This window comes from Couchioplanes caeruleus, from assembly GCF_023499255.1.
In the GTDB taxonomy this organism is placed as follows: domain Bacteria; phylum Actinomycetota; class Actinomycetes; order Mycobacteriales; family Micromonosporaceae; genus Actinoplanes; species Actinoplanes caeruleus_A.
Map to the genome: position 1 here is coordinate 4,850,978 of NZ_CP092183.1, position 23,442 is coordinate 4,874,419.

General features: G+C 72.8%; 22 protein-coding genes. 6 read left to right on the forward strand and 16 right to left on the reverse strand.

What is annotated here, in order from left to right:
- Positions 1-44: 44 nt before the first annotated feature.
- The 4 genes from COUCH_RS22475 to COUCH_RS22490 all read right to left on the reverse strand — a co-directional run bounded on the left by COUCH_RS22475 (position 45) and on the right by COUCH_RS22490 (position 6,933).
- The gene (locus tag COUCH_RS22475; RefSeq protein WP_249607154.1) at positions 45-4,505 is read right to left on the reverse strand and encodes a HAMP domain-containing protein; all 4,461 of its coding nucleotides are present in this window, start codon (positions 4,503-4,505) and stop codon (positions 45-47) included.
- Positions 4,506-4,649: 144 nt separating this feature from the next.
- Positions 4,650-5,621 carry a sensor histidine kinase gene (locus COUCH_RS22480; protein ID WP_249607155.1) on the reverse strand — a complete coding sequence of 324 codons (972 nt, stop codon included), beginning with the start codon at positions 5,619-5,621 and terminating at the stop codon, positions 4,650-4,652.
- A gap of 125 nt (positions 5,622-5,746) precedes the next feature.
- Complete coding sequence (locus COUCH_RS22485; RefSeq protein ID WP_249607156.1) at positions 5,747-6,592, reverse strand: hypothetical protein; 846 nt, start codon at positions 6,590-6,592, stop codon at positions 5,747-5,749.
- A complete protein-coding gene (locus COUCH_RS22490) occupies positions 6,589-6,933 on the reverse strand; it encodes a PadR family transcriptional regulator (RefSeq protein WP_249607157.1) in 345 nt (114 codons plus the stop codon). The genes COUCH_RS22485 and COUCH_RS22490 overlap by 4 nt, the downstream gene beginning before the upstream one ends.
- Positions 6,934-7,103: 170 nt before the next feature.
- On the opposite strand from COUCH_RS22490, the gene COUCH_RS22495 reads away from it, so the two are divergent.
- Positions 7,104-8,666 (forward strand): GAF domain-containing protein, encoded by a 1,563-nt coding sequence (locus tag COUCH_RS22495; protein WP_249607158.1) that lies wholly within the window; start codon positions 7,104-7,106, stop codon positions 8,664-8,666.
- A gap of 51 nt (positions 8,667-8,717) precedes the next feature.
- Positions 8,718-9,599, forward strand: a complete 882-nt coding sequence (locus COUCH_RS22500; RefSeq protein WP_249607159.1) for an LLM class F420-dependent oxidoreductase — start codon at positions 8,718-8,720, stop codon at positions 9,597-9,599.
- Positions 9,600-9,647: 48 nt separating this feature from the next.
- On the opposite strand, the gene COUCH_RS22505 is transcribed toward COUCH_RS22500, so the two are convergent.
- From COUCH_RS22505 to COUCH_RS22515, 3 genes are all read right to left on the reverse strand, one after another.
- Positions 9,648-10,340 carry a DivIVA domain-containing protein gene (locus tag COUCH_RS22505; protein ID WP_249607160.1) on the reverse strand — a complete coding sequence of 231 codons (693 nt, stop codon included), beginning with the start codon at positions 10,338-10,340 and terminating at the stop codon, positions 9,648-9,650.
- A gap of 82 nt (positions 10,341-10,422) precedes the next feature.
- Positions 10,423-10,848 carry a nitroreductase/quinone reductase family protein gene (locus tag COUCH_RS22510; RefSeq protein WP_249607161.1) on the reverse strand — a complete coding sequence of 142 codons (426 nt, stop codon included), beginning with the start codon at positions 10,846-10,848 and terminating at the stop codon, positions 10,423-10,425.
- A complete protein-coding gene (locus COUCH_RS22515) occupies positions 10,845-12,272 on the reverse strand; it encodes a hypothetical protein (protein ID WP_249607162.1) in 1,428 nt (475 codons plus the stop codon). Before COUCH_RS22515 ends, COUCH_RS22510 begins: the two co-directional genes overlap by 4 nt.
- Positions 12,273-12,367: 95 nt before the next feature.
- Here COUCH_RS22515 and COUCH_RS22520 point away from each other — a divergent pair, with 95 nt between their 5' ends.
- Positions 12,368-12,988 carry a GNAT family N-acetyltransferase gene (locus COUCH_RS22520; protein ID WP_249607163.1) on the forward strand — a complete coding sequence of 207 codons (621 nt, stop codon included), beginning with the start codon at positions 12,368-12,370 and terminating at the stop codon, positions 12,986-12,988.
- Here COUCH_RS22520 and COUCH_RS22525 read toward each other — a convergent pair.
- Positions 12,945-13,586, reverse strand: a complete 642-nt coding sequence (locus COUCH_RS22525; protein ID WP_249607164.1) for a TetR/AcrR family transcriptional regulator — start codon at positions 13,584-13,586, stop codon at positions 12,945-12,947. The genes COUCH_RS22520 and COUCH_RS22525 overlap by 44 nt on opposite strands.
- Positions 13,587-13,661: 75 nt before the next feature.
- Between COUCH_RS22525 and COUCH_RS22530 the strand changes: the two genes are divergently transcribed.
- Complete coding sequence (locus COUCH_RS22530; protein WP_249607165.1) at positions 13,662-14,603, forward strand: LLM class F420-dependent oxidoreductase; 942 nt, start codon at positions 13,662-13,664, stop codon at positions 14,601-14,603.
- A 51-nt stretch (positions 14,604-14,654) separates the two neighbouring features.
- Here COUCH_RS22530 and COUCH_RS22535 read toward each other — a convergent pair whose 3' ends face one another.
- Both COUCH_RS22535 and COUCH_RS22540 read right to left on the reverse strand, forming a co-directional pair.
- On the reverse strand, positions 14,655-14,912 hold the full coding sequence (locus tag COUCH_RS22535) for a hypothetical protein (protein WP_249607166.1): 258 nt from the start codon (positions 14,910-14,912) through the stop codon (positions 14,655-14,657).
- 83 nt (positions 14,913-14,995) lie between these two features.
- Complete coding sequence (locus COUCH_RS22540; RefSeq protein WP_249607167.1) at positions 14,996-15,721, reverse strand: spermidine synthase; 726 nt, start codon at positions 15,719-15,721, stop codon at positions 14,996-14,998.
- A 132-nt stretch (positions 15,722-15,853) separates the two neighbouring features.
- Here COUCH_RS22540 and COUCH_RS22545 point away from each other — a divergent pair, with 132 nt between their 5' ends.
- The gene (locus tag COUCH_RS22545) at positions 15,854-16,261 is read left to right on the forward strand and encodes a hypothetical protein (RefSeq protein ID WP_249607168.1); all 408 of its coding nucleotides are present in this window, start codon (positions 15,854-15,856) and stop codon (positions 16,259-16,261) included.
- 100 nt (positions 16,262-16,361) lie between these two features.
- Here the strand turns inward: COUCH_RS22545 and COUCH_RS22550 are convergent, their stop codons facing one another.
- Genes COUCH_RS22550 through COUCH_RS22575 form a run of 6 tightly spaced genes read right to left on the reverse strand, consistent with a single transcriptional unit; the run spans position 16,362 to position 21,885 of the window.
- A complete protein-coding gene (locus COUCH_RS22550) occupies positions 16,362-17,096 on the reverse strand; it encodes a DUF429 domain-containing protein (RefSeq protein WP_249607169.1) in 735 nt (244 codons plus the stop codon).
- Complete coding sequence (locus COUCH_RS22555; RefSeq protein WP_249607170.1) at positions 17,036-17,656, reverse strand: hypothetical protein; 621 nt, start codon at positions 17,654-17,656, stop codon at positions 17,036-17,038. The genes COUCH_RS22550 and COUCH_RS22555 overlap by 61 nt, the downstream gene beginning before the upstream one ends.
- Before the next feature lie 5 nt (positions 17,657-17,661).
- Positions 17,662-18,492: a carbohydrate ABC transporter permease gene (locus tag COUCH_RS22560; protein ID WP_249607171.1), complete on the reverse strand. Its 831-nt coding sequence runs from the start codon at positions 18,490-18,492 to the stop codon at positions 17,662-17,664.
- Positions 18,492-19,463, reverse strand: a complete 972-nt coding sequence (locus tag COUCH_RS22565; RefSeq protein ID WP_249607172.1) for a carbohydrate ABC transporter permease — start codon at positions 19,461-19,463, stop codon at positions 18,492-18,494. Before COUCH_RS22565 ends, COUCH_RS22560 begins: the two co-directional genes overlap by 1 nt.
- 12 nt (positions 19,464-19,475) lie before the next feature.
- On the reverse strand, positions 19,476-20,828 hold the full coding sequence (locus COUCH_RS22570) for an ABC transporter substrate-binding protein (protein WP_249607173.1): 1,353 nt from the start codon (positions 20,826-20,828) through the stop codon (positions 19,476-19,478).
- Positions 20,829-20,844: 16 nt separating this feature from the next.
- On the reverse strand, positions 20,845-21,885 hold the full coding sequence (locus tag COUCH_RS22575; protein ID WP_249607174.1) for a LacI family DNA-binding transcriptional regulator: 1,041 nt from the start codon (positions 21,883-21,885) through the stop codon (positions 20,845-20,847).
- 232 nt (positions 21,886-22,117) lie between these two features.
- On the opposite strand from COUCH_RS22575, the gene COUCH_RS22580 reads away from it, so the two are divergent.
- On the forward strand, positions 22,118-23,437 hold the full coding sequence (locus COUCH_RS22580) for a Gfo/Idh/MocA family protein (protein ID WP_249607175.1): 1,320 nt from the start codon (positions 22,118-22,120) through the stop codon (positions 23,435-23,437).
- Positions 23,438-23,442: the final 5 nt, after the last annotated feature.

The window sequence follows — 23,442 nt, forward strand, 5'->3', positions numbered from 1 at the left end:
TAAAACGGACTAAAGGGACTTGGCTGCCGAACGGCGGAGATCCGTCAGGACGCCCCCTTCTGGCGCAGCCACCGCTCGATGCACGTCAGCAGGTCCTCGGCGTCGACCGGCTTGGTGACGTAGTCGCTGGCACCGGAGTCGATGCTCTTCTCCCGGTCGCCGTGCATCGCCTTCGCGGTCACGGCGATGATCGGCAGCCGGGCGTACTTGGGCATCGCGCGGATCGCGGCGGTGGCGGCGTAACCGTCCATCTCCGGCATCATGACGTCCATCAGGATCAGGTCGACGTCGTCGTTCTGGGTCAGCACCTCGATGCCCTTGCGGCCGTTCTCGGCGTACACCACGTCGATGCCGTGCAGCTCCAGGATGTTGGTCAGGGCGAACACGTTGCGGGCGTCGTCGTCGACCACGAGCACCTTGGTGCCGGCGAGCGCGCCGATGCCGGGCTGTCCCCCGCCGGCGGGCTCGGTCGCCGGCAGCCGCGGGATGACCGTCTCACCGGTGTCCACCGACAGGTGCAGCGTGATGCGTTCGCGCAGCTCGTCGAGGCTGGGCAGCACCTCCAGCGGCCGGGTGTGCGCGAGGGCCAGCAGCAGCGTCTCCTGGCTGGCCGAGAGCGGCCGCCCCTGATACGCCAGCACCGGGAGGTCCCGCAGGTCGCTGCGGTCGTGCAGGGCCTTGAGGAAGGTCGGGCCGCTGTCGTCGGGCAGGGCCACGTCGAGCACGACCGCGTGGAACCGCTGGGAGCGCAGCTCCGCCAGGGCGGCCTCGTGGTCCACCGCCGTGCTCACCTGCACGTCGGCGTGGGCGCCGGCGACGGCGGCCGCCGCGCCCCGGGCGATGAGCGTGAGCAGCCCGGACGGGTCCGCCTCGACGACGAGCACCCGCCGCGTGTCGCCCGCGAGGACGGGCAGCGTGTCGGGCAGCACCGCCGGCTCGGCGACCGCGGTCACGGCGCCGGCCGGTGAGCCGGCCGCCGGCTGGGCCGGCATGTACAGGGTGAAGGTGCTGCCCTGGCCCAGCACGCTCTGCGCGCGGATCTCGCCGCCGAGCAGGTGCGCGATCTCCCGGCTGATCGACAGGCCGAGGCCGGTACCGCCGTACCGGCGGCTCGTGGTCCCGTCGGCCTGCTGAAAGGCGTCGAAGATGGCGCTCAGCTGCTGCTCCGCGATGCCGATGCCGGTGTCGACCACGCGGAAGGCCACCACGGCGTCGTGCCCGGCCAGCGCCGCGGACAGCTCGTCGGGGCGGGCCCGTTCGATGCGCAGCTGCACGCCGCCGTGCTCGGTGAACTTCACGGCGTTGGAGAGCAGGTTGCGCAGGATCTGCCGCAGGCGCTGCTCGTCGGTGAACAGCCCGGCGGGCACGTCCGGGGCGGTGGACACGTCGAAGGCGAGCCCCCGCGAGCTGGTCAGCGGCCGGAACGTCTGCTCCACGTAGTCCAGGAGCACCTTCAGCTCGAAGGCCTCCGGCGTGATGTCCATCTTGCCGGCCTCGACCTTGGACAGGTCCAGGATGTCGTTGATCAGCTGCAGCAGGTCCGTGCCGGCCGAGTGGATGACGGTGGCGTACTCGACCTGCTTGGCGGTGAGGTTGCGGTTGGGGTTCTGCGCCAGCAGCTGCGCGAGGATGAGCAGCGAGTTCAGCGGCGTACGCAGCTCGTGGCTCATGTTGGCGAGGAACTCCGACTTGTACTTCGAGGCGAGCGCGAGCTGCTGGGCGCGCGCCTCCAGCTCCTGGCGGGCCTGCTCGATCTCGGAATTCTTCGTCTCGATGTCGTGGTTCTGCCGGGCCAGCAGGCTCGCCTTGTCCTCGAGCTCGGCGTTGGAGCGCTGCAGCTCCTCCGAGCGGGCCTGCAGCTCCTCCGAGCGCGCCTGCAGCTCGGCCGCGAGCCGCTGCGACTCGGTGAGCAGCACATCGGTCCGCGCGTTCGCGACGATGGTGTTGAGGTTGACGCCGATGGTCTCCATCAGCTGGTCCAGGAAGTCGCGGTGCACGTCGGTGAACGGCGCCATGCTGGCCAGCTCGATGACGCCCAGCACTTGGTCCTCGACCACGATGGGGAGCACGACCAGCTGCAGCGGCGCGCTCTCGCCGAGGCTGGAGGAGACGGTGAAGTAGTGCGCGGGCAGCTCGTCGACCACGATGCGGCGCTGGGACACCGCCGCCTGCCCGACCAGCGAGTCGCCCAGCTCGAAGCGCCGGCCGGCGCCCCGGTGCCCGTAGCTGCCGACCACGCGCAGCTGCTCGCCGGAGGTCGCGTCGTCCACCAGCAGGAACGTGCCCAGCTGCGCGTTGACCAGCGGCGCCAGCTCGTCCATCACCTGGGCGGCCACCACCTCCAGGTCCCGGTGGCCCTGCATGAGCCCGGAGATGCGCGCCAGGTTGGTCTTGAGCCAGTCCTGCTCCTGGTTGGCGCGGGTGGTCTCGCGCAGCGACTCCACCATGAAGTTGATGTTGTCCTTGAGCTCGGCGACCTCGCCGGAGGCGTCGACCGTGATGGAGCGGGTCAGGTCGCCGGTCGCGACCGCGCTGGTCACCTCCGCGATCGCACGCACCTGCCGGGTGAGGTTGCCGGCGAGCTCGTTGACGTTCTCGGTGAGCCGCTTCCAGGTGCCGGAGACGCCCTCGACCTCCGCCTGGCCGCCCAGCCGGCCCTCGCTGCCCACCTCGCGGGCCACCCGGGTGACCTCCGCGGCGAAGCTGGACAGCTGGTCGACCATCGTGTTGATCGTCGTCTTCAGCTCGAGGATCTCGCCGCGCGCGTCCACGTCGATCTTCTTGGTCAGGTCGCCCTGCGCCACCGCCGTCGTGACCTGCGCGATGTTGCGGACCTGGCCGGTCAGGTTGTTCGCCATCGAGTTGACGTTGTCGGTCAGGTCCTTCCACGTGCCGGCCACGTTGGGCACCCGCGCCTGGCCGCCGAGGCGGCCCTCCGTACCCACCTCGCGGGCCACCCGGGTGACCTCGTCGGCGAACGCGCCCAGCGTGTCGACCATCGTGTTGATGGTCTGTGCCAGGACGGCGACCTCGCCCTTGGCCTCCACGGTGATCTTCCGGCTCAGGTCGCCCTGCGCCACCGCCGTGGCCACCAGCGCGATCGAGCGCACCTGGTTGGTCAGGTTGGACGCCATGACGTTGACGTTGTCGGTCAGGTCCTTCCACGTGCCGCCGACGTTGAGGACCCGCGCCTGACCGCCGAGGCGGCCCTCCGTACCCACCTCGCGGGCCACCCGGGTCACCTCGTCGGCGAACGCGGACAGCTGGTCGACCATCGTGTTGATGGTCTCCTTGAGCTCCAGGATCTCGCCGCGCGCGTCGACGCGGATCTTCTGGGTCAGGTCGCCGCGGGCCACGGCGGTGGTGACCTCGGCGATGTTGCGGACCTGGGCGGTGAGGTTGTCGCCCATGACGTTCACCGACTGGGTGAGGTCCTTCCAGGTGCCGGAGACGCCCTTGACGTCGGCCTGGCCGCCGAGGCGGCCCTCCGTACCCACCTCGCGCGCCACCCGGGTCACCTCGTCGGCGAACGACGACAGCTGCTCGACCATCGTGTTGATGGTGTTCTTCAGCTCGAGGATCTCGCCGCGGGCGGCCACGGTGATCTTCTGCGACAGGTCGCCGCGCGCGACCGCCGTGGCCACCTGCGCGATGCTGCGGACCTGGTTGGTCAGGTTCCCCGCCATCGAGTTCACCGAGTCGGTGAGGTCGCGCCAGGTGCCCGCGACGCCGCTGACCTGCGCCTGACCCCCGAGCCGGCCGTCCGTGCCGACCTCGCGCGCCACCCGGGTCACCTCGTCGGCGAACGACGACAGCTGGTCGACCATGGTGTTGATCGTGCTCTTGAGCTCGAGGATCTCGCCGCGCGCGTCGACGGTGATCTTCTGCGACAGGTCGCCGCGCGCGACCGCCGTCGTCACCTGCGCGATGTTGCGGACCTGGTTGGTCAGGTTGCCGGCCATGAAGTTGACCGAGTCGGTGAGGTCACGCCACGTGCCCGCGACGCCCGGCACCTCGGCCTGGCCGCCGAGCCGGCCCTCGCTGCCCACCTCGCGCGCCACCCGGGTCACCTCGTCGGCGAACGACGACAGCTCGTCGACCATCGTGTTGATGGTGTCCTTGAGCTCGAGGATCTCGCCGCGCACGTCCACGGTGATCTTCTGCGACAGGTCGCCCCGGGCGACCGCGGTGGCGACCTGCGCGATGTCGCGGACCTGGTCGGTGAGGTTGCCCGCCATGGCGTTGACAGAATCAGTCAGGTCCTTCCACGTGCCCGACACCCCGGGCACGTCCGCCTGGCCGCCCAGCCGCCCGTCGGTGCCGACCTCGCGGGCCACCCGGGTCACCTCGGAGGTGAACAGCGACAGCTGGTCCACCATGCCGTTGAAGACCGTGGCGATCTCGCCGAGCAGCCCGTCGCCGTCCTCCGGGAGCCGGGTACGGAAGTCGCCGTCGCGTACGGCGGTCAGCCCGGCCAGCAGTTGCCGCAGATCAGGATCGGCCACGGCCGCGCTCCCACCCGCGCCGCCAGGGTGCCGCGCCACCGCATCCTCGCCCACCACGATCCTCCCGAAGCGTCCCGCCACCAGCCGTGATCCACTGATCCGGCCCGTAAGTATGCACGGCGGTGCGGGTCCGCGCCCGGGGCGTCAGTCCCGGCTGCGGTGCATGGGCTCGTACGGGAACGACAGCCGTACGGTGGTCCGCCCGGGCGCCGACTCGATCACCACGACGTCGGCGAGCTGACGGGCCAGCCACAGCCCCCGCCCACCGGGCGCGAGCCCGTCCAGGCGCGGGCGGTGGTATCCGGCTTCCGGCGGGATCCGGCGGCCACCGGCGTCGTCGCACTGCACGGTCAGCGTGCCGGCTTCGTGCCAGGCCCGGACCCGTATCGGCGGCCGGCCGTGGCGCAGCCCGTTGGTGGCGATCTCGACCACCGCCACCAGGACGTCCTCCGCGGCCGCGGCGCCGAACCCGTGCCCGGCGGCCCACTTGTCCAGCAGCGAGCGCAGCCGGCCCAGGGCGGCGACCCCGTCCAGGACCAGGTCGTGGTCCACCGCTGCGGGCGGGGCGGGAAGCGGCGGATCACGCCGGGCGGACAGGAAGCGCTCCGGTGCCAGGTACTGCGCCGAGGGCCGCGCCCCGTCCGCGCTCAGCACGTGGCCGTGCGCCGCCCGCGCCCCGTCGATGACGGCCTGCGGGTGGTGCCGGCAGTCCCAGATGCAGGTGACCGGGCACCCGTACGGCGCGTACACGTCGTTGCACACCGCCTCGTACGCCAGGTAGGCCAGCGATCGCCCGGGCACGGCCTCGGCGGTGATGTCCGGCTCGGCGACCACGTGGACGCGCCGCCCGGCATCGTGCTGCCCGGCCAGGTAGCGCCGGAAGCTCTCGTACGCGAATCCGAGCCGCTGGTAGAACCCCCCGGGATCGCCCCAGCTGAGCGTCCCGGCCAGGTCGCCGGCGGCCGCGGTGAGCACGGCCCGGCTGCGGTCGCTGACGACCATCAGCACCTCGTCGTACGCGCCGGCCGAGCGCCGCAGCTCGGGCAGCAGCGCGGCCACCAGCTCGTCGTCCGAGCCGGCGACCACCGCGGCGTGCCGGAACGAGCCGTCGTCCATGACCCCGTTCGATACCCCCCTGACAACCGGCTACACCGCGGCGCCCACCCGTTCTCGGTCTTGGCCGACGGGGTGAGCCGGGGTGTACGCCGACCCGGTCACCCGCCGTGCCGGGAGGCTTGGCCTCACTCGGGCGCGGCGTGACCGGCGGCGCCCGTCCGGGTGAGCCGCAGACCGGCCGTCGCCCGCCGGGCGGCGAGGGCCAGGCCGAGCGCCAGCAGCGGCAGGCCCGCCATGACGGCCACGTCGGCCAGGACGATTCCGGCCGTGACCGCCGGCGCGGCGTGGATGCCGATCACCGATTCCAGGACCGGCTGCGCCACGGGTACGGCCACGAGCGGCGCGAGCAGCACGGCGACGCGGCCCCGGGCACCCGCCGGCGCCCGGCGCACGCCGAGCATGGCCGGCACGGAGCTCGCCACCGGCCGCCGGGCCCGCCGGGCGACGACCAGGAACACGGCCGTCAGCAGGGACAACGCCAGGGCCCACGACATGCGGATCGGCCGGAACGCCTCACCGGGCAGCCACACCACGATCGCCGCCGTCTCCACCAGCACGCCCAGCACGGCCAGCGCCGCCGCGGTGCGCCGCAGCCCGGCGAGCACGACGGCCGCCACGACCGTCCACACCAGCGCGCGGACCGCCACGTCGCGGACCTGCCCACCCTCGACGAAGCCCACCGAGGCGTACATGAGCAGCCGGCGGACGGCCACGGCGGCGAGCATCACCGCGCCGATCAGCCCGGCGATCCCGGCTGCCTCGCGCCGGCCCGGGTCCGGCGACCGGACGGCGCCACGGGCGCGGGCGGCGAGGCCGCACCACAGCAGGTCCGCGGCCTCGCGCAGGGACGGGCGCCGCTGGCCGGGCCGGGCGCCGTCCATGAGCACGGCCGTCATCTCGTCCGCGTACGCCTCCCGGTGCTGCGCCGGGTACACCGCGAGCAGCCGCCGGTACCGCATCTCCAGGCTCATGAGAACGCCTCCCCCGCGGTACGGCGCGTCCGCAGCCGGCTCTCGGCGAGCGTGGCCTGCCGGCGCAACCGCTCGGTCTCACCGGCCAGCCGCTGCTCGCCGACGCCCGTGAGCCGGTAGTAGCGGCGCAGCCGGGACTGCACGACCTCCTCGCGGTCGACCTCGATGAGGCCGTCGGAGCGCAGCCGGTCGAGGGCCGCGTACAGGGTGCCGGCGCGCAGCCGCACCCGGCCGTCCGTCATGCGGGCCACGTCCTCGATCACGGCGTACCCGTGCTGCGGGGTGGCGGCCAGCGCGGTCAGCACGAGGAAGGTCGGCTCCCGCATCGGTGGTTCGATCATGCGCGGCAGCATATACCGATCATCGGCATATACGGCAACCGGCCGGCAACCGGCCCGGTTGGGGCTGCAGAGCTTTCGGCGGCGATCCGTCAAGGTCACGACTCCCCGACCGATGAACCTCCTCCGACAGGGGATGAGATCGAAAAAGTCCGACACAAGGAGAGCTGACCATGGGGTTGTTCGGCCGGCAGACGACGGACGGCGAGGGCGAAAGCGCCGTGGCCGAGGCACGGCAGAACGCCGCGGCCGTGAGCACCGTGGTGCGGGCGCTGCAGGGTGCCACGACGCCCGCCGAGGCGGCTCGCGCGGCACTCGACGCCGTACGGGAGTGCTTCGGCTGGGCGTACGGCTCCTACTGGCGCGTCGACCCCGCGGCGAACGTGCTGCGGTTCGCGGTGGAGTCGGGCGACGCCGGCCCGGAGTTCCGCACGGTCACCCTCGCCGCCTCCTTCGCCGAGGGCGTGGGCCTGTCCGGCCGGGCCTGGCGCGCCCGGGACCTGATCTTCATCGCCGACCTGGGGCAGATGCACGACTGCGTCCGGGCGCCCGTGGCACAGAGGGTGGGCGTGCGGAGCGGCATCTGCTTCCCGCTGACCGAGGACGGCCGGGTGGTCGGCACGATGGACTTCTTCGCCACCACCACGCTCGAGCCCTCCGAGCAGCGGCTCGAGACGCTGCGCAGCATCGGGCTGCTGGTGTCCCAGGCCCTCGAGCGGGTCAGCGCCGCCGCGCGGCAGGCGGACGCGGCCGCCGATGTCGCCGCGGTCAACACGGTGCTGCGGCACCTGTCGCAGGCCGGCGTGGAGGCCGACGCGATCCGGGAGGCGCTGGAGACGGTCCGCACCGGGTTCGGCTGGGCGTACGGGTCCTTCTGGGGCGTCGACGAGTCGCGGGACGTCCTCACGTTCGGCGTGGAGTCGGGCGACGCCGGTACGGAGTTCCGCCAGGTGACCCGCTCGGCGACCTTCGCCCGCGGCGTGGGCCTGGCCGGCCGGACCTGGCAGGCGCAGGAGATGATCTTCGTCGAGGACCTCGGCACGGTGACGGACTGCGTCCGCGCGCCCGCCGCCCGGCGCGCCGGGGTCGTCTCCGGCGTGTGCCTGCCGCTCGTCGTGCACGGCACGGTGATCGGCACCCTCGACTTCTTCGCCACCCAGCGGCTGTCGCTGTCCGAGAGCAGGTCGAGCGCGCTGCGCAACACCGCGTTCCTCATCGCCCAGGCGGTGCAGCGGATCAGGGAGAGCCGGCGGCTGAGCGCGGCCGGCGCCGAGCTGGTGACCTCGATCGAGGAGGCCGAGCGCAACGTCCTGCAGGCCACCCTGGTCGCCGGCCGCGCCACCGAGGTCACCGGCGAGGCGAACACCGTGGTCGGGCGGCTGTCGGAGTCCAGCAGCAAGATCGGCGACGTGGTCAAGGTGATCACCTCGATCGCCGGGCAGACCAACCTGCTGGCGCTGAACGCGACCATCGAGGCGGCCCGCGCGGGCGAGTCCGGCAGGGGCTTCGCCGTGGTGGCCACCGAGGTGAAGGAGCTGGCGCAGAGCACCGCCCGGGCCACCCAGGACGTGGCGACGCTGATCGCGGCGATCCAGCACGACGCGGGCAACGTCGTGCACTCACTGGGCGCCATCGGCGGCATCGTCGGTGAGATCAACGAGACCCAGACGATGATCAGCAGCGTGCTCACCGAGCAGGCGGCCGTGACCCGCGACATCGTGGGCACGCAGGCCTGAGCGCTCGCGCAGGGGGCGCACGGCGCGCACAAGATCCGGTACGTTGCGGACATGAGTGTGCGCTTCGGGGTGTTCGTGCCGCAGGGCTGGAAGATGGACCTGGTCGAGATCGCCGACCCGGTCGAGCAGTACGAGGCGATGACGGCGGTCGCCAAGGCCGCCGACGCCGGGCCGTGGGACTCGGTGTGGGTGTACGACCACTTCCACACCGTTCCCGAGCCGACCGTCAACACCACGTTCGAGTGCTGGACCGTCACCTCGACGCTGGCCCGCGACACCAGCCGGGTCAACATCGGCCAGATGGTCGGGTGCAACGGCTACCGCCAGCCCTCCCTGTACGCCAAGATCGCGTCCACCGTCGACGTGGCCAGCCACGGGCGCCTCTACGCCGGGCTGGGCGCCGGGTGGTACGAGCACGAGTGGAAGGCGTACGGCTACGAGTGGAAGGAGGTCCCGCAGCGCATGGGCGAGTTCCGCGAGGCCGTGGAGATCGTCCACCGCATGTGGACCGAGGAGCGGCCGGTGTTCCAGGGCCGGCACTACTCGATCGACGGCCCGATCAACGAGCCCAAGGGCGTCCGCAAGCCGCACCCGTCGTTCTGGCTGGGCGGCGGCGGCGAGAAGGTGACGCTCAAGCTCGTCGCCCAGTACGCCGACGCCTGCAACGTGGGCGGCGGCGACCCCGACCTGATCCGCCACAAGCTCGGCGTCCTGCGCGCGCACTGCGACAAGCTGGGCCGCGACTACGGCACGATCATCAAGTCGACCACGCTCGAGATGGACCCGGCCGCGCCGATGTCCGACACGGCCGGGCGGGTCGAGCGGGCCGTCGAGGCGGGCGCCGACTACGTCATCGTCTACGTGCCGCGGGTGGCGTACGACCACGAGCCGATGCTGCGCTTCGCGCAGGAGGTCATCCCGCAGTTCTCCTGACCCGCCGCCGGCCGCTTGCGGCCGGCGGCCGGCGGGGTCGCGGACGCCTCAGTCGGCCGGCTGCGGGTCGCTGTCGAGGTCCTGCAGCTGGTGCGTGACGTGGCTGTGCAGGGCGGCCTGGTAGCTCTGCGCGAGCTGGCCCAGCCGGTCGATCTCGTCGAGCAGCGCGGCCCGCTTGGCGCCCAGGCTGTTCATCGCGTCGGTGTGGTTGCGCCGCGCGTCGCCCTCGATCGTGCCCGCCTTGAGCTGCGCCTCACCGGTGATCTGGCCGGCCTTGTCGCGGGCCTCGCCCAGCAGCGCCTCGGACTCCAGCTGGGCGTCGCGCATGTGGTCGTCGGCGGTGCGCTGGGCCATCATCAGCACCCGGGCGGTGCGCTCGTCGTCGGCCGGCGCGGCGGCCGGCGGCGCGGACCTGGCGCTGCTGCGGGCGCGCTCCAGCTCGGCCTGCAGGTTGCGGGCGTTCTGCTCGGCGCGGGCCCGCGCCTCCTGCAGGCGCTCCAGGCGCGCGGCGATGTCGGCGAACTCGGAGTCAAGCACCATGGTGGACGCGGCGGACGGCGGCCCGCTCGGCCCGCCCCGCTGAACCTGCTGGTGCAGCGCGCCGTTCTCCTCCAGCAGCCGGATCAGCTCCTGCTCCACCTCGTCGAGGAAGGCATCGACCTCGTCCCCGTCGTAGCCCCGCTTGCCGATCGGCGGCTTCTTGAAGGCGATGTTGTGGATGTCCGCCGGTGTGAGCGGCATTGCGTTCCTCGATTCACAGGGTGGGCCTCGGTCGTGAGGGTCGATCCTATGCAACGCCCGCGAGCCGCCGGCGTGAGCGTGATCACCCCGGCGTCTCCGCGTCCGTCGCGGCGGTCCTGAGCAGCCGGAACTCGCGCCGCCGCAGCAGGCGTAGCAGCAGCGCCGCCGGCCGCCCGAACGCCGCCAGGCCGGCCTGCGCCGGGTACGGCTCGACGCCGGCGATCCGGTGCTCGGTGCCACCGTGCACCACCACGCAGCCTCCCGCGGCCACCACGTTGCGGTACCAGTCGACGCCCGGGCCGTACGTCAGCTCGGCGACGAAGTCCCGGCCGTCGCGGGCCAGCACTATCGGCGTCTCGTACGTGCGGCCGGACCGGCGTCCGGTGTGCCGGATCAGCGCCAACGGTCCGAACCCGGATCTGGCCAGTCGTACCGTGACGGGGTTCAGCGTAGCGTTCAGCACCCGGAAGTAGGCCCGCGCGACCCGCCCGCGCCGTCCGGCGGTCACCGGGGCATCACCGGCCTGACGCTGGTGGGCCGTCCCGGCGGGCCGCCCTTGGCCGACCGGTACGCCGGCACCCCCACACAGGTGAACAGCAGCGCCTCCAGCGGCTGCCCCAGCAGCGCCGGGATGTCACTGTCCAGGAACGTCATCCCGCTCGCGCCGGCGCCCAGGGCGTACGCCAGCAGGTGCAGCCGGCCCTCGACCAGACCGGACGCCAGTTGCGCCGCGCGGTAGCCGCTGTCGTCCAGGGCGGCCACGTCGGCGGCGGTGATCACGACGAAGGCGGCGTCGCGGGCGAGCGCCTGGTCCAGGCAGACCCGGTACAGCTCGTCGCGCAGGTTCCCGGCCCGCACCGGCTGGTCCAGCGCCGGCCACCGGTAGAGGCCCGGCTCCATCGCGCCGACGTCGTGCACCACCACGAAGTGCGGCAGGTCGACGCCGCGTACGGCCACGGCCACACTGTCGCGCAGGAACTGCTCCGGCAGCCCGCGGCCCGGGTCCATGAGGCGCTGCGAGCCGCGGGCCAGCACGACGGTCTCGAACGGATCCCGCGGCTCGCCGGACGTCCGCACGGCCGCGCCGGGCGCCCACGGCTCCCCCAGCACGTCCCAAGCGCTCGCCCGCTGCGCCGCCGTGACCAGCGGAAACTCGAGCGGTGCGGCGTCGACCGCGCCCGCCACGGCGGCACCGGCCGGCCGCAGCGCGGGCGCCTGGCCGCCGAGGGAGACGACCGCGACCGGGAACTCGTGGACGCCGTCAGCACCGACCAGGTCCGTCACGACGGCATCGGGGAACCGGCTGTACAGCGCGGCGGAGACCCCGGCCGAGGCGGCGGCCCCGGTCAGCTGCGACAACATCGTGCCGAGGTCCCAGTAGACGTGCCGGTAGCCCCGCTCGCGATACCGCCAGCCGGTGCGCCACGGGACACCGGTGACGACCACCGCGACGTCCCCGCCCTGCGGCGGCGGTCCTACCTGGACGAGCGCGTGGCCCGCGGGGTCGTACCAGTGCACGCCTGCGGGCAGTGTTCCCCCGTCCGGGACCGCGACGTACAGCTCCAGGGGGAACCGTCCGCCCGCGGACCCGGCGGCCCGGAACGGGTGGGTGCCGTACGCCCGCTCGGCGGTCCGCACGACGCCCGCGGACAGGAACAGGATGCGCGCGAGCCGGCCCGGGCTCAGCTCCGCCGGCTCGACCACCGCGGTGCCGGCGAGCACGGCGACGGCCGGGGCGGTGGTGGCGGGCAGGTCACGGGGCAGCTCGATCCGCGGCAGGCCGTCCGGGTATCGCTTGAAGAACCACGGCAGCCGGTTCACGTCGTTCACCTCGAGGTCCTGCACCACCGCCGGGTCGTCGGCCGGGTCGGTCCAGGACCGGGCGGGCTCGTACGAGGTCAGCCGGTGCAGCCGGTGCGTCGCGAGTTCCACGCCGCCGACTCTGCCGGATCACCGACCCGCCGCGCCACCCGCCTCCCCCGGTAATGGCGTCGCCGCGGGGGCCGCCGTCGTGTGAGGGTGGCCGGATGCCCCAACCGATTCTGCGTACGCCCAGGCTGCTGCTGACGCCGCTGGCGGACCGCCACCTCGAGCTGGAGGTGGCGCTGGACTCCGACCCCGAGGTGCTGCGGTACCTCTTCCCCGGCGCGCGGACCAGGGACGAGGTGGTCACCTCGCACGCCGGGCGGATGGCATTGGGCCGCAAGGTGGACGGTCTCGGGTTCTGGATGGCGTTCGGCTCCGGCGGTGCCCGGCGCGGTTCCGCGGCCCCGGAGGGCGAGGACGGCGCCGACTTCGTCGGGCTGATGATGCTGCCGCCTGCGCACGGCCCCGACCAGCCCGGCGAGCCCAGGGTGTGTGAGCTGGGGTACCGCCTGACCCGCCGGTTCTGGCGGCAGGGCCTGGCCACCGAGGCGTCGCGGGAGCTGCTGCGGCACGCCTTCGAGACGGCCGGCCAGGACCGGGTGATCGCGCAGACCATGGCGGTCAATCACGGCTCGCAAGGCGTCATGAAGGCCGTCGGCATGCGCTACGTGCGCACGTTCTTCCCCAGCTGGGAGGATCCGCTGCCCGGCTCCGATCGGGGCGAGGTCGAGTACGAGATCACCCGGGAGATGTGGGCGGCCGCTGCCGGCCGGCGGCCGTGACGAGCGCCCGGGCCGCCGCGGTGGCGCGCGCGGCGATCGCGTCGACCGTGGTGGACGTACGCGAGAAGAAGCCGTCCTGCACCAGTGAGGTGTACCCGTGCGCCACCGCGATCGTCTCCTCGACCAGCAGTACGGCCTCCTGGTAGGACGCCGGGCCGGTCGCCGTGGCCAGGTCGAGCAGGGTGGTCATCAGCGCCCGGGTCTGCTCGCGGCGGGTTTCGTCGGGCACGCCGTACAGCTCGAGGGCGTAGATGATCTGGAAGCCGGCGCCGGTGCGGACCACGTACCGGACATAGGCGCCGGCAACCGAGGCCAGCCGCGCGTCCGGGTCCGCGCCCGCCGCGCCGGCCGCGTCGGCGATCGCCGCTCGCAGGTCGCGAGCGGCGTCCGCGGAGACGGCGCTGAGCAGGTGCGCGCGGTCCGGGAAGTGCCGGTACGGCGCGGCGGAGCTCACGGCGAGCCGGCGCGCGACGGCGGCGACGGAGAAGCCGTGCAGGCCGCCCTCGGCGAGCAGCTCGAAGCTGGCCTGCACCAGCGCGGCGCGCAGCGACCCGTGGTGGTAGCCCCGGTGCGCCGACACGCTCGCCCTCTCGATCATCCGATCCCGCTTGCCCGCATGTAAGTGGAGTCTTACATTAACAGGTGATAGCCCTCTTACATTGGCGGAGGCACTGTGAGCATCCGGCTCGGGTACCAGATCCCGAACTACACCTATCCCGGCGTCCCGGTCGAGAACCTCTTCGACACCGTCGTCGCCCAGGCCCGCGAGGCCGAGGCGGCGGGCTTCGACACCGTGCTGGTGATGGACCACTTCTACCAGCTGCCGGGCATCGGGGCGCCGGAGAACGCGATGCTGGAGGCGTACACGACGCTCGGCGCGCTGGCGTCGGCCACCTCGGCGATCCAGCTGTCCGCCCTGGTCACCGGCAATACGTACCGCAATCCCGCGCTCCTGGCGAAGACCGTGACCACGCTGGACGTGGTCTCGAAGGGCCGCGCGATCCTGGGCATCGGCGCGGGCTGGTTCGAGCGCGAGCACCACGACTACGGCTTCGAGTTCGGCACGTTCGGGCAGCGCTTCGAACGGCTCGAGGAGGCGCTGACGATCATCGCCCCGATGCTCCGGGGCGAGCAGGCGAGCCTCGAGGGCACGTGGTACACCGCGCGGGGCGCCATGAACAACCCGCGGCTGCGCCCGGCCATCCCGATCATGCTGGGCGGCAGCGGCGAGCGGAAGACGTTCCGCCTGGCCGCGCGCTTCGCCGACCACATGAACATCATCTGCGACGTCGCGGACCTGCCGCGCAAGGTGGCCGTCCTGCGTGAGCGGTGCGAGGAGATCGGGCGGGACCCGGCCACGCTGAAGACCAGCTACCTGGCCATGGGCATGGTGGGCGAGACGGAGCAGGAGGCGAAGGAGCTCGGCGAGAGCATCCCGGAGGACCGCCGGAACCGGGCCTTCCTCGGCACCCCCGAGCAGGTCGCCGAGCAGCTGCGGGAGCGGGTGCTGGGGGCCGGCATCGAGGGCATCACGATCAACCTCGTCCGCAACGGTCACCGGCCCGGGATGGTCACGCGGGTGGGCGAGGCCCTGAAGCCGCTGGTGGACGCCTGACCTCCCGCCCCGCGGCCGGGCGTGGACCCGCCGGCCGCGGGGCGGGGACGCTCAGGAATCCTCGGGGTCGTCCGGCGGGAACGACGGCCACGGCGGCGGCGTGACCGACGGGTCGGCGGTCGGCGGCGTCGCGGTGACCGGTCCCGACGGGATGGGATGCCCCGGCGGCAGCGGCACGTCGTCGCTGCTCTGCACCGCCGGCGGGCGGCCGGGCGGCGTGGTGTCGGCGAACGCCGGCCAGGCGGTGACGGCGATGCCCACCGCGACCGCCGCCGCGGCAAAGACGGACAGGACATGGGTACGGTGCATGGTCTTCCCCCGTGATCCGGGCGGCCCGGACGGCCGCTCGCCGCCGGACGCTACCAACGATCGACGGGGGCCGCTGTCCCCTGTCACACGCCCGGCGTCCGCGCGACGTACACCGTGTTGGTCGAGGTGCGCCCCTGCAGCGGATTGGGGAAGGCGACGACCTCGGCGCGCGCCGTCGCGAACACCTCGCCCAGCAGGGCGGTGAAGGCGTCGTCGGGCGGGTCGTTGGACCAGAGCCCGAACACGCCGCCGGGATGCAGGTGCGCGGCGAGCCGGCGCAGGCCGTCCGCGGTGTAGAAGGCGGCGTGCCCGGGGTTCAGCAGGTGGCTCGGGCTGTGGTCGATGTCGAGCAGCACCACGTGCACCTGCCGGCCGGGCGTGGCGGGGTCGTACCCGGCCGGGTCCGCGGTCAGGGCGAAGAAGTCGGCGTGCACCAGGCGGCACCGCGGGTCCGTGGCCACCGCCCCGGCGAAGGGGAGCAGCCCTCGCCGGTGCCACGAGATCACCTCCTCGATGGCGTCCACCACCACCAGCGAGCGCACCCGCGGATCGTCGAGGACCGTCCGGGCCGTGTACCCCAGCCCCAGCCCGCCGACCACCACGTCCAGCCCGGCCGGCTCCGTCACCTCGTCCAGGCCCAGGCGGGCGAGCTCGATCTCGGCGACCGTGAACAGGCTCGACATGAGGAACTCGTCGCCGAGCTTCACCTCGTACACCTCGATGCCGAGCATCGGATCCCGCCGCCGGCGCAGGCTGATCTCGCCCATCGGGGTCTCCCGCCAGGCCAACTCCTCGAACCGCAGACTCATGCGGCCATGCTCCACCCCGGACGGCCCCGGCGGCGTCCGCCACGGCGGTGCGAAGCCGGTGAAGGACGCCACGGCGGTGCGATCCCCGCGAAGGACGCCATGTCGCCGCCCCGGCGGGCGCAGAATGACCTCATGTGCGGTTCGGTGTCCGCGATCGGCCTCCACGACCGGGAACGGCTGCTGTGGCCGTACCTCCGGGAGCGCCTGCGCGTGCCCGAGCAGCTCATGTCGCTGCAGCGCGGCGTCCTCGGCGACGCCGAGGTCGCCGTCGTCGCGGCCGTGACCCCGCAGGGCCGGGCGACGATCATGGCGCTGCTGGCGAGCACCGAGGAGATCGCTCAGGAGATCCTGCTGCCCGCCGGGCTGGTGGTGCCGCCCGGCCAGGACCGGATCGTACGGGCCAAGGTCGGCGACTACGACGCGGACATCCTGGTGCGCAGCGACCCGCACGGCGCGCCCGAGCCGCTGGCCGTGCTGACCACACCGTGGATCGAGCAGCACCTGCTGCTGTACGCCCGCGACCTCTGGCACCGGCGCTGAGCGCACCCTGCCCAGTGCCGGTGCCAGCGACGAAGGGCCGGCAACCAGCTGCTCGATGCCGTCGTCGGCTGACGAGCGATCACCTGCTGCGCGCTTCGGCTCAGCCGCGGAGCGAGCCGAGCGGCCCGGCCGGCAGGGCGATCCACCCCTCGCTGCGGGCCACGTCGCGATCCGCCACCGTCGCGCGGCCCAGGACCACCGCACGCGCCGCCAGGGCGGCCACCACCGCGTCGAGCGCGTGGTCGCTGCGGCGGCACAGGGTCTCGTGCTCCCCCAGCCGCAGCCACGGCGCCGCGGCCAGCAGGCCGTCGACGACCTCGCCGAGGGCCTCGCGGTTGCGCGCCGTCTTGTAGCCGCGCCACGGCAGGCCCCAGATCTTCAGGGACGCCGCCGGGTAGACCTCGGCGATCGCGCCCCGGCCCGTACGGTCGACGTCGTGCCCGTCCGCGGCCAGCGCCGCCTGCAGGGCGGCGCAGCGCATGGCCGTGTGGCCGATCCGGTCGGCCGACACGCTCAGTGGCACCAGGCCGGTCGCCGCGCGCACCACCTCGTCGGTGTGCCGCCAGGCCAGGCGGCGCCGCCAGGACCGGTCCGCCGGCCCGTCCATCGGAACGGGACCCGAGCGGTGCGCGCCGACGAACGACACGAAGGCGTCCGGCCAGCCGAGCGGGCAGTCGATCCCGGTCTTCGCCGCGCCCCGCACCGCCGCCAGCACGGCGTCGTCGCCGGCCGGGCACGCCAGGCCGGTGACCTCGGCACCGCCGGCCGTCCAGGTCAGGATTGCGACCGCGGTGCCGTCCGGTTCCGCGGCGAGGTCGACGCCGGCTGTTCGCATCCGGGCACGGTAGCGCCGCTCCGGCGGGCGAGGACGTGCAGGGCGAACAGGCCGTACCCGAGGAGCGGCGGGATGAGGACCGGGTGCACCAGCGCGGCCAGCAGCAGGGTGAGCACGACGGTCGCGGTCGCCGCCGCGAGCGGGGCGGGCCGGGCCATCGCCCGGGCCGTCGCGAGCGGGGCCGGCCCGGAGGCGGCGACGGCGAGCAGGCCGGCGAACCCGAGGGCCGCCGCGGCGACCGCGAGCAGCGGGACCATCAGCATCGGCGCGCCCGGCACCGATCCCGAGCGCAACGCCAGGACGTCCACGACCACCAGGGCGACGAACAGGAGCGCGGCGGCCGACGCTGCCAGGCCCGGCAGCAGCGCCCGGCGGAAGGTGCGCAGGCACGCCCGGGGCGGCGGCCAGCTGTCGTGGTCGAGGTGGTGGCGGATCGCGGCGCTGCCGGTGGTGACCGCGGCGCCCGCCGTCACCACCGCCAGCGCCGCCCCCGTGACGAGGAAGCCCAGCAGGGCCAGGTCCGCCGCCGCGCGGACGGTGTCGCGCCAGCCGTGCCGCACCCCGCTCACCCCTTGAGCCCGCTGGTGTTGATGCCCTCGACCAGCAGGCGCTGGAAGGCCACGAAGAACAGGAAGACGGGTACGAGCGACAGCAGCGACATGGCGAACATGGGCCCGACCGCGCTCTCGCTGGTGGAGTCGATGAACAGGGTGAGCGCCACGGGCACGGTGTAGTCCTTGAGGTCGGACAGGTACACCAGCTGCCGGAAGAAGTCGTTCCAGGTCCAGATGAACGAGAAGATCGCCGTGGTGACCAGGGCGGGCCGGCTCAGCGGCAGGATGACGTGCCGGAAGACCCGGTACGGCGAAGCCCCGTCGATGATGGCGGCCTCGTCGAGCTCGCGCGGGATGCCCCGCATGAACTGGACCATGAGGAAGACGAAGAACGCCTCGGTGGCCAGGAAGTGCGGCACGAGCAGCGGCAGGTACGGCCAGTCCCCGCCGACCCAGCCGAGGTTCCGGAACAGGATGTACTGCGGGATGATCAGGACGTGGCCGGGCAGCAGCAGAGTCCCGATCATGACCGCGAACCACATGCCGCGCAGCCGGAACCGCAGGCGGCCCAGGGCGTACGCGGCCAGCAGGCACGACATCACGTTCCCGGCCACGGTCAGCAGCGACACCATGGCGCTGTTGAGGAAGAACCGGCCGAAGCCGACGTCGAACTTGTGCCAGCCCTCGGCGAAGTTGCCGGGCGTGACGTGCTGCGGCACGAGCCCGATGTTGTTGACGATCTCCTCGGGCGACTTGAACGACGTGCCGACCATCCACACCAGCGGGTAGAGCACGACGGCGACGATGAGGATCAGCGCGGCGTAGCGCAGCGGGCGGCGCATCACTGTCCCTCGCTGTCGGAGTAGTGGACCCAGAAGCGGCCGGTGCGGAACAGCACCGCCGTAATGAGGCCGATCGCCAGCAGGAACACCCAGGCCATCGCCGAGGCGTAGCCCATCTCCAGCCGGACGAAGCCGTTGATGTACAGGTTCAGCGTGTACATCAGCGTGGAGTCGACCGGGCCGCCGGTGCCGTTGCTGAGCACGAACGCCGACGTGAAGCCCTGGAACCCGTGGATCGTCTCCAGCACGAGGTTGAAGAAGATCACCGGGGACAGCATCGGCAGCGTGATGTGCGCGAACTGCCGCCACGTGCCGGCACCGTCGACCGCGGCGGCCTCGTACAGCTCGGCCGGCACCTGCTTGAGCCCGGCCAGGAAGATGACCATCGGCGCCCCGAACTGCCAGATCGCCAGCAGCATCAGCGTCTCGAGAGCCCACGTCGGATCGTTGACCCAGGGCGCGCCCTGGACGCCGAAGAGGGCGAGCAGCGAGTTGAACGCACCGTCGCGGTTGAACATGCTCACCCAGACGATGGCCAGGGCGACGCTGCCGCCGAGCAGCGACGGCAGGTAGAACAGGCCGCGGAACAGGCCCACCCCGCGGAAGGCCCGGTTGAGCAGCAGGGCCACGCCGAGCGCGGCGGCGAGTTTCAACGGTACGGCGACCAGCGCGAACGTCACGGTGACCCGGACCGCGTGCCAGTACGACGGATCCGCGGTGAACATCCGCTCGTAGTTGTCCCACCCCACCCACCGCGCCTCGGACAGCGGCGTGAGCACGTCGTAGTCGGTGAAGCTGAGGTAGAGCGAGAGCAGCATGGGGATCGCGGTGATCGCCATGAGCCCGAGCAGCCACGGGCCGAGGAACAGGTATCCGGGCAGGTTCTCGCGCCGCCGGGCCCGCCCGGAGCCCCGCCGGCCGGCGGCGGGACCCCGGGGTGCGGGCGGTTCGGTGCGCGCGGGGGTGTGCACCGCGGTCAAGGCTCAGCCCTGACCGATCGCGGCCTTGGCGGCGGCGTGGAACGCGGCGGCGGCCGCGGCCGGCGTCTGGCGCCCGTACTGGACCTCCTCGGCGGACTTGGTCAGCTCGGTCTTGACCTTGCTGTGCCCGGGCAGCGGCACGGCCGGCGGCGGGCCGAACGTCTTCGCCAGCTCGCCCTCGACGGCGATGGACTGCTTCATCGCGGGGTCGTCCACGGAGTCGGCCACCTGCCGGCGCACGTCCAGGTTGGACGGCAGCCCGCGGTCGGTGCCGAGGATCTTGCCCGCCTCCGGGTCGTTGGCGAGGAAGTTGATGACGTCGACGGCCACGTCCTTGTGCGGGCTGCCCCGGAAGACGGAGAAGTACATGGAGGCCCGGGCCCACTGCGCGCTCGGATTCCCCGGGTACGCGACCACGCCGAGCTCGCTCTTGGTGTTCTTCTTGAGCTCGGGCATCTGGTTGGCCCACACCCAGCTGGTGGCGGCCTTGCCGGTGACCACGAGCTGCTTGCTGACGTCGGTGACGTTGCCCTCGTGGATCACGTCGGCGGTCGGCGTGGCGCCCCGGTCGCGGGCGCCCTTCCACAGCTCGAACCACGCGGCGGCGTCCTGCTCGGTGAAGCCGAGCTCCTTGCCCTTGTAGAGGTCCTTGCCCTGCTGGCGCAGCCACACCCAGAAGGCCTTGTAGTCGGCGCTGGGGTCCTGCGTACCGGGCACCTTCGTGGTCTTCGAGACGTTCTCGGCCCAGGCGATGAACGCCTCCCAGCTCATGCCGGTCGTGGGCGCGGGCAGCTCGAACCGGTCGAGCAGGGTCTTGTCGAAGACCAGCCCCTGGGTGTTCTCGCCGGACGCGACGCCGGCCAGCTTGCCGTCGACCACGCCGTACTGCCACAGGCTCTCCGGGAACTTGGACACGTCGAGGCGCCCGTCGTTCTTGTACGGCGTGAGGTCCAGCGTGACGTTGCGGGTGGCGTACTCGGCGATGTAGTTGTCGTCGAGCTGGAACAGGTCGGGGGCGTTGCCGCCCGCGGTCAGGGTGGCGAGCTTGTCGAAGTAGCCCTGGTTCGCCTGCCACGTCTTCTTGAACGTCACCTCGGGGTGCTTGCGGGTGTAGAGGTCGAGGGCCTGTTCGGTGAGGGCGGCGCGGGCCTCGGCGCCCCACCAGAACACCGACAGCTCGGTCTTGCCGCCGCTGCCCGAGGAGTCGTCGTCGCCGCACGCCGCGGCGCCGATCAGCAGGGGCAGGGTCAGCGCCGCGGCGAGCAGGCGCCGCCGCGAGGTGTGCCCGGTCGGCGGCGGGGTACGGTGAGCGCGCGTGGGCCGCGCGTCCCCCCGCGGGGTCGTGGTGCGAGACATGGCACTTCTCTCCTCGTCAGTGGGAGGCGACGCCGGGGGCCGGGGCGGCGACCACGTCGCCCGGGTCCGCAGGGCAGTGCGGGCCCGGGCCCGGCCCCGTCGAGTCGCGGATGACCAGTTCGGTCTGCAGGTTCACCAGGGCGGTGGTGCGGCGGTCGTCGCCGTGCGCGAGCAGCATGTCGACGGCCGCCCGACCGGCGGCGGCGGTGGGGGTCGCCACCGTGGTCAGCTTGGGGCGGGTGAGGCGGCTCAGGGTGATGTCGTCGATGCCGACGACGCTGACGTCCCTGGGGACCCGCAGGCCGCGCTGCTGCAGTCCCTCGATGAGCCCGAGGGCCATCAGGTCGTTGTACGCCAGCACCGCGGTGACCCCGGCCCGGACGTGCTCGGCGACGGCGAGGCCGCCGTCCTCGGTGGGTGGGTTGGGGCCCAGCACGGTCAGCTCCGCCCCGGCGGCGCGGGCGGCGGCGGTGGCCGAGCGGCGGATCTCCTTGCTGGTCCACGAGCCGCGGGGGCCGGCCGCGAGCGCGAGCGTACGGTGCCCGAGGCCGGTGAGGTGCTCGATGGCCAGGCGGGCGCCCCGGGCGACGTCCATCACGACGGCGGGCAGGCCGGCGATCTGGCGGTTGACGACGACCAGCGGCACCTCGCGGCTGAGCTGTTCGATGAGGCTGTTGCTCATCCGGGGGCTGCACAGCAGGATGCCGTCGACCTGCTTGGCCAGCGCCCGCACGAGCTCTTCCTCGGCGGCCGCGTCCTCGTTGGTGTCGGCGACGAACACGTGGTGGTCGTGGCGGCGGGCCTGGCTCTCGGCGGCTTTGATCAATGGCGGGAAGAACGGGTTGGCGATGTCGGCGACGATCAGGCCGATGTTGAACGTCCGGCCGGTGATCAGCGCCCGGGCCGCCCGGTTGGGCCGGTAGCCGAGCTGCTCCGCGCAGGCCAGCACACGGGTACGGGTCTCCACGTTGACCAGGTGCGGGGCGGAGAACGTCCGGGACACCGTGGAGATGTGCACCCCGGAGGCCCGGGCGACGTCGCGGATGGTGGCCGGCACGCCGCGCCTCCTCTCCGGTGGCTCGAGGACAGTGACGCCGGGACAGTGACTCGAGAACGACAACTCGAGGACGGTGAGCTGGGCAGTGATGACCGTCACTGCGTGTGGACTATTAATGCAAGCGTTTGCAGCACTGTCAATGCTCCGAAACGAATGCATCGAACGACTTCGTTGACGATCAGGCATCGACATGTCTAACTATTGTGCAAACGTTTGTAGTGCGGAGGTCCGCATGACCCGACGCTTCGCCCTGGTCGGCACCGGGGCCCGCGCGGAGATGTTCGTCCGGGCGATCGCCGACCACCCCGGCACGGCCGAGCTGGTGGCGCTCAGCGACACCAGCCCGCACCGCATCCGGGTGCACAACGACTGGCTGCGGGCCGCCGGGCGCTCGCCCGTGCCGGCGTACCCGGCCGCCGGGCTGGCCACGATGCTGGCCCGTGAGCGGGTCGACGAGCTGATCGTGACCAGCGTGGACGACACCCACGCGGGGCACATCGTGACCGCGCTCGAGGCCGGTTGCGACGTGATCACCGAGAAGCCGATGACCGTGGACGCCGAGGGCTGCCGGCGCATCCTCGACGCCCGGGCACGAACCGGGAAACGGGTGTCCGTCGCCTTCAACTACCGCTTCAACCCCGTGCACGAGCAGGTACGCCGCCTGCTGGCCGGGGGCGCGGTCGGCGAGATCGGCTCGGTGCACTTCGAGTGGCTGCTCGACGTGCGCCACGGCGCCGACTACTTCCGCCGCTGGCACCGCGACAAGGCGCACTCCGGCGGGCTGCTGGTGCACAAGGCGGGGCACCACTTCGACCTGGTCAACTGGTGGCTCGGGGCAGCGCCCGCCGAGGTGTACGCCAGCAGCCGCCTGTTCTTCTACGGCGAGAACGGCCGCCGCCACGGCTACGCCCGCGACTACGAGCGGGTGCACGACTCCCCCGCGGCCGACGACGACCCGTTCGCCCTGCACCTCGCCGGCAACCCCCGCCTGCGCGCGCTGTACCTGGACGCCGAGGCGGACGACGGGTACGTGCGCGACCGCAACGTCTTCGCCCCCGGGGTCAGCATCGAGGACGACATGGCGGTGCTGGTGCGCTACGACACCGGCGCCACGATGACGTACCACCTCACCGCGTACGCGCCGTGGGAGGGTTACCGGCTGATGGTCAACGGCAGCCGGGGCCGCCTCGAGCTGGAGGTCGTCGAGAACGACCACGTCAGCCCGGCCGCCGCCGGGGAGCTCAAGGGCGCCGCCGTGCACGGGGTCACCGCGAACCCCGAACGCGGCCACGCCCGCCTCACCGTGCACCCCTTCTGGGAACCGCCGCGCGAGATCCCGCTGCCCGCCCGCGAGCGCGGCGGGCACGGCGGCGCGGACGCCCGCATGACCGCCGTCCTGCTCGGCGCGCAGACCGACCCGATGCACCGCTCGGCGACCGCCCGCGACGGCGCCCTGGCGCTGCTCACCGGCCTCGCCGCCAACCGCTGCCTGCAGACCGGCGCACCCGTGCGCGTCGCCGACCTGCTCGACCTGAGCCGACCCGAGACCTGACCCGA

Bases quoted from the DNA above. Each gene is read 5' to 3' on its own strand.
- COUCH_RS22570 (WP_249607173.1), bottom strand. From the start codon at position 20,828: ATGTCTCGCACCACGACCCCGCGGGGGGACGCGCGGCCCACGCGCGCT.
- COUCH_RS22550 (WP_249607169.1), bottom strand. From the start codon at position 17,096: ATGCGAACAGCCGGCGTCGACCTCGCCGCGGAACCGGACGGCACCGCG.
- COUCH_RS22540 (WP_249607167.1), bottom strand. From the start codon at position 15,721: ATGAGTCTGCGGTTCGAGGAGTTGGCCTGGCGGGAGACCCCGATGGGC.
- COUCH_RS22535 (WP_249607166.1), bottom strand. From the start codon at position 14,912: ATGCACCGTACCCATGTCCTGTCCGTCTTTGCCGCGGCGGCGGTCGCG.
- COUCH_RS22490 (WP_249607157.1), bottom strand. From the start codon at position 6,933: ATGATCGAACCACCGATGCGGGAGCCGACCTTCCTCGTGCTGACCGCG.
- COUCH_RS22505 (WP_249607160.1), bottom strand. From the start codon at position 10,340: ATGCCGCTCACACCGGCGGACATCCACAACATCGCCTTCAAGAAGCCG.
- COUCH_RS22495 (WP_249607158.1), top strand. From the start codon at position 7,104: ATGGGGTTGTTCGGCCGGCAGACGACGGACGGCGAGGGCGAAAGCGCC.
- COUCH_RS22485 (WP_249607156.1), bottom strand. From the start codon at position 6,592: ATGAGCCTGGAGATGCGGTACCGGCGGCTGCTCGCGGTGTACCCGGCG.
- COUCH_RS22560 (WP_249607171.1), bottom strand. From the start codon at position 18,492: ATGCGCCGCCCGCTGCGCTACGCCGCGCTGATCCTCATCGTCGCCGTC.
- COUCH_RS22545 (WP_249607168.1), top strand. From the start codon at position 15,854: ATGTGCGGTTCGGTGTCCGCGATCGGCCTCCACGACCGGGAACGGCTG.
- COUCH_RS22480 (WP_249607155.1), bottom strand. From the start codon at position 5,621: ATGGACGACGGCTCGTTCCGGCACGCCGCGGTGGTCGCCGGCTCGGAC.
- COUCH_RS22525 (WP_249607164.1), bottom strand. From the start codon at position 13,586: ATGATCGAGAGGGCGAGCGTGTCGGCGCACCGGGGCTACCACCACGGG.
- COUCH_RS22580 (WP_249607175.1), top strand. From the start codon at position 22,118: ATGACCCGACGCTTCGCCCTGGTCGGCACCGGGGCCCGCGCGGAGATG.
- COUCH_RS22500 (WP_249607159.1), top strand. From the start codon at position 8,718: ATGAGTGTGCGCTTCGGGGTGTTCGTGCCGCAGGGCTGGAAGATGGAC.
- COUCH_RS22520 (WP_249607163.1), top strand. From the start codon at position 12,368: ATGCCCCAACCGATTCTGCGTACGCCCAGGCTGCTGCTGACGCCGCTG.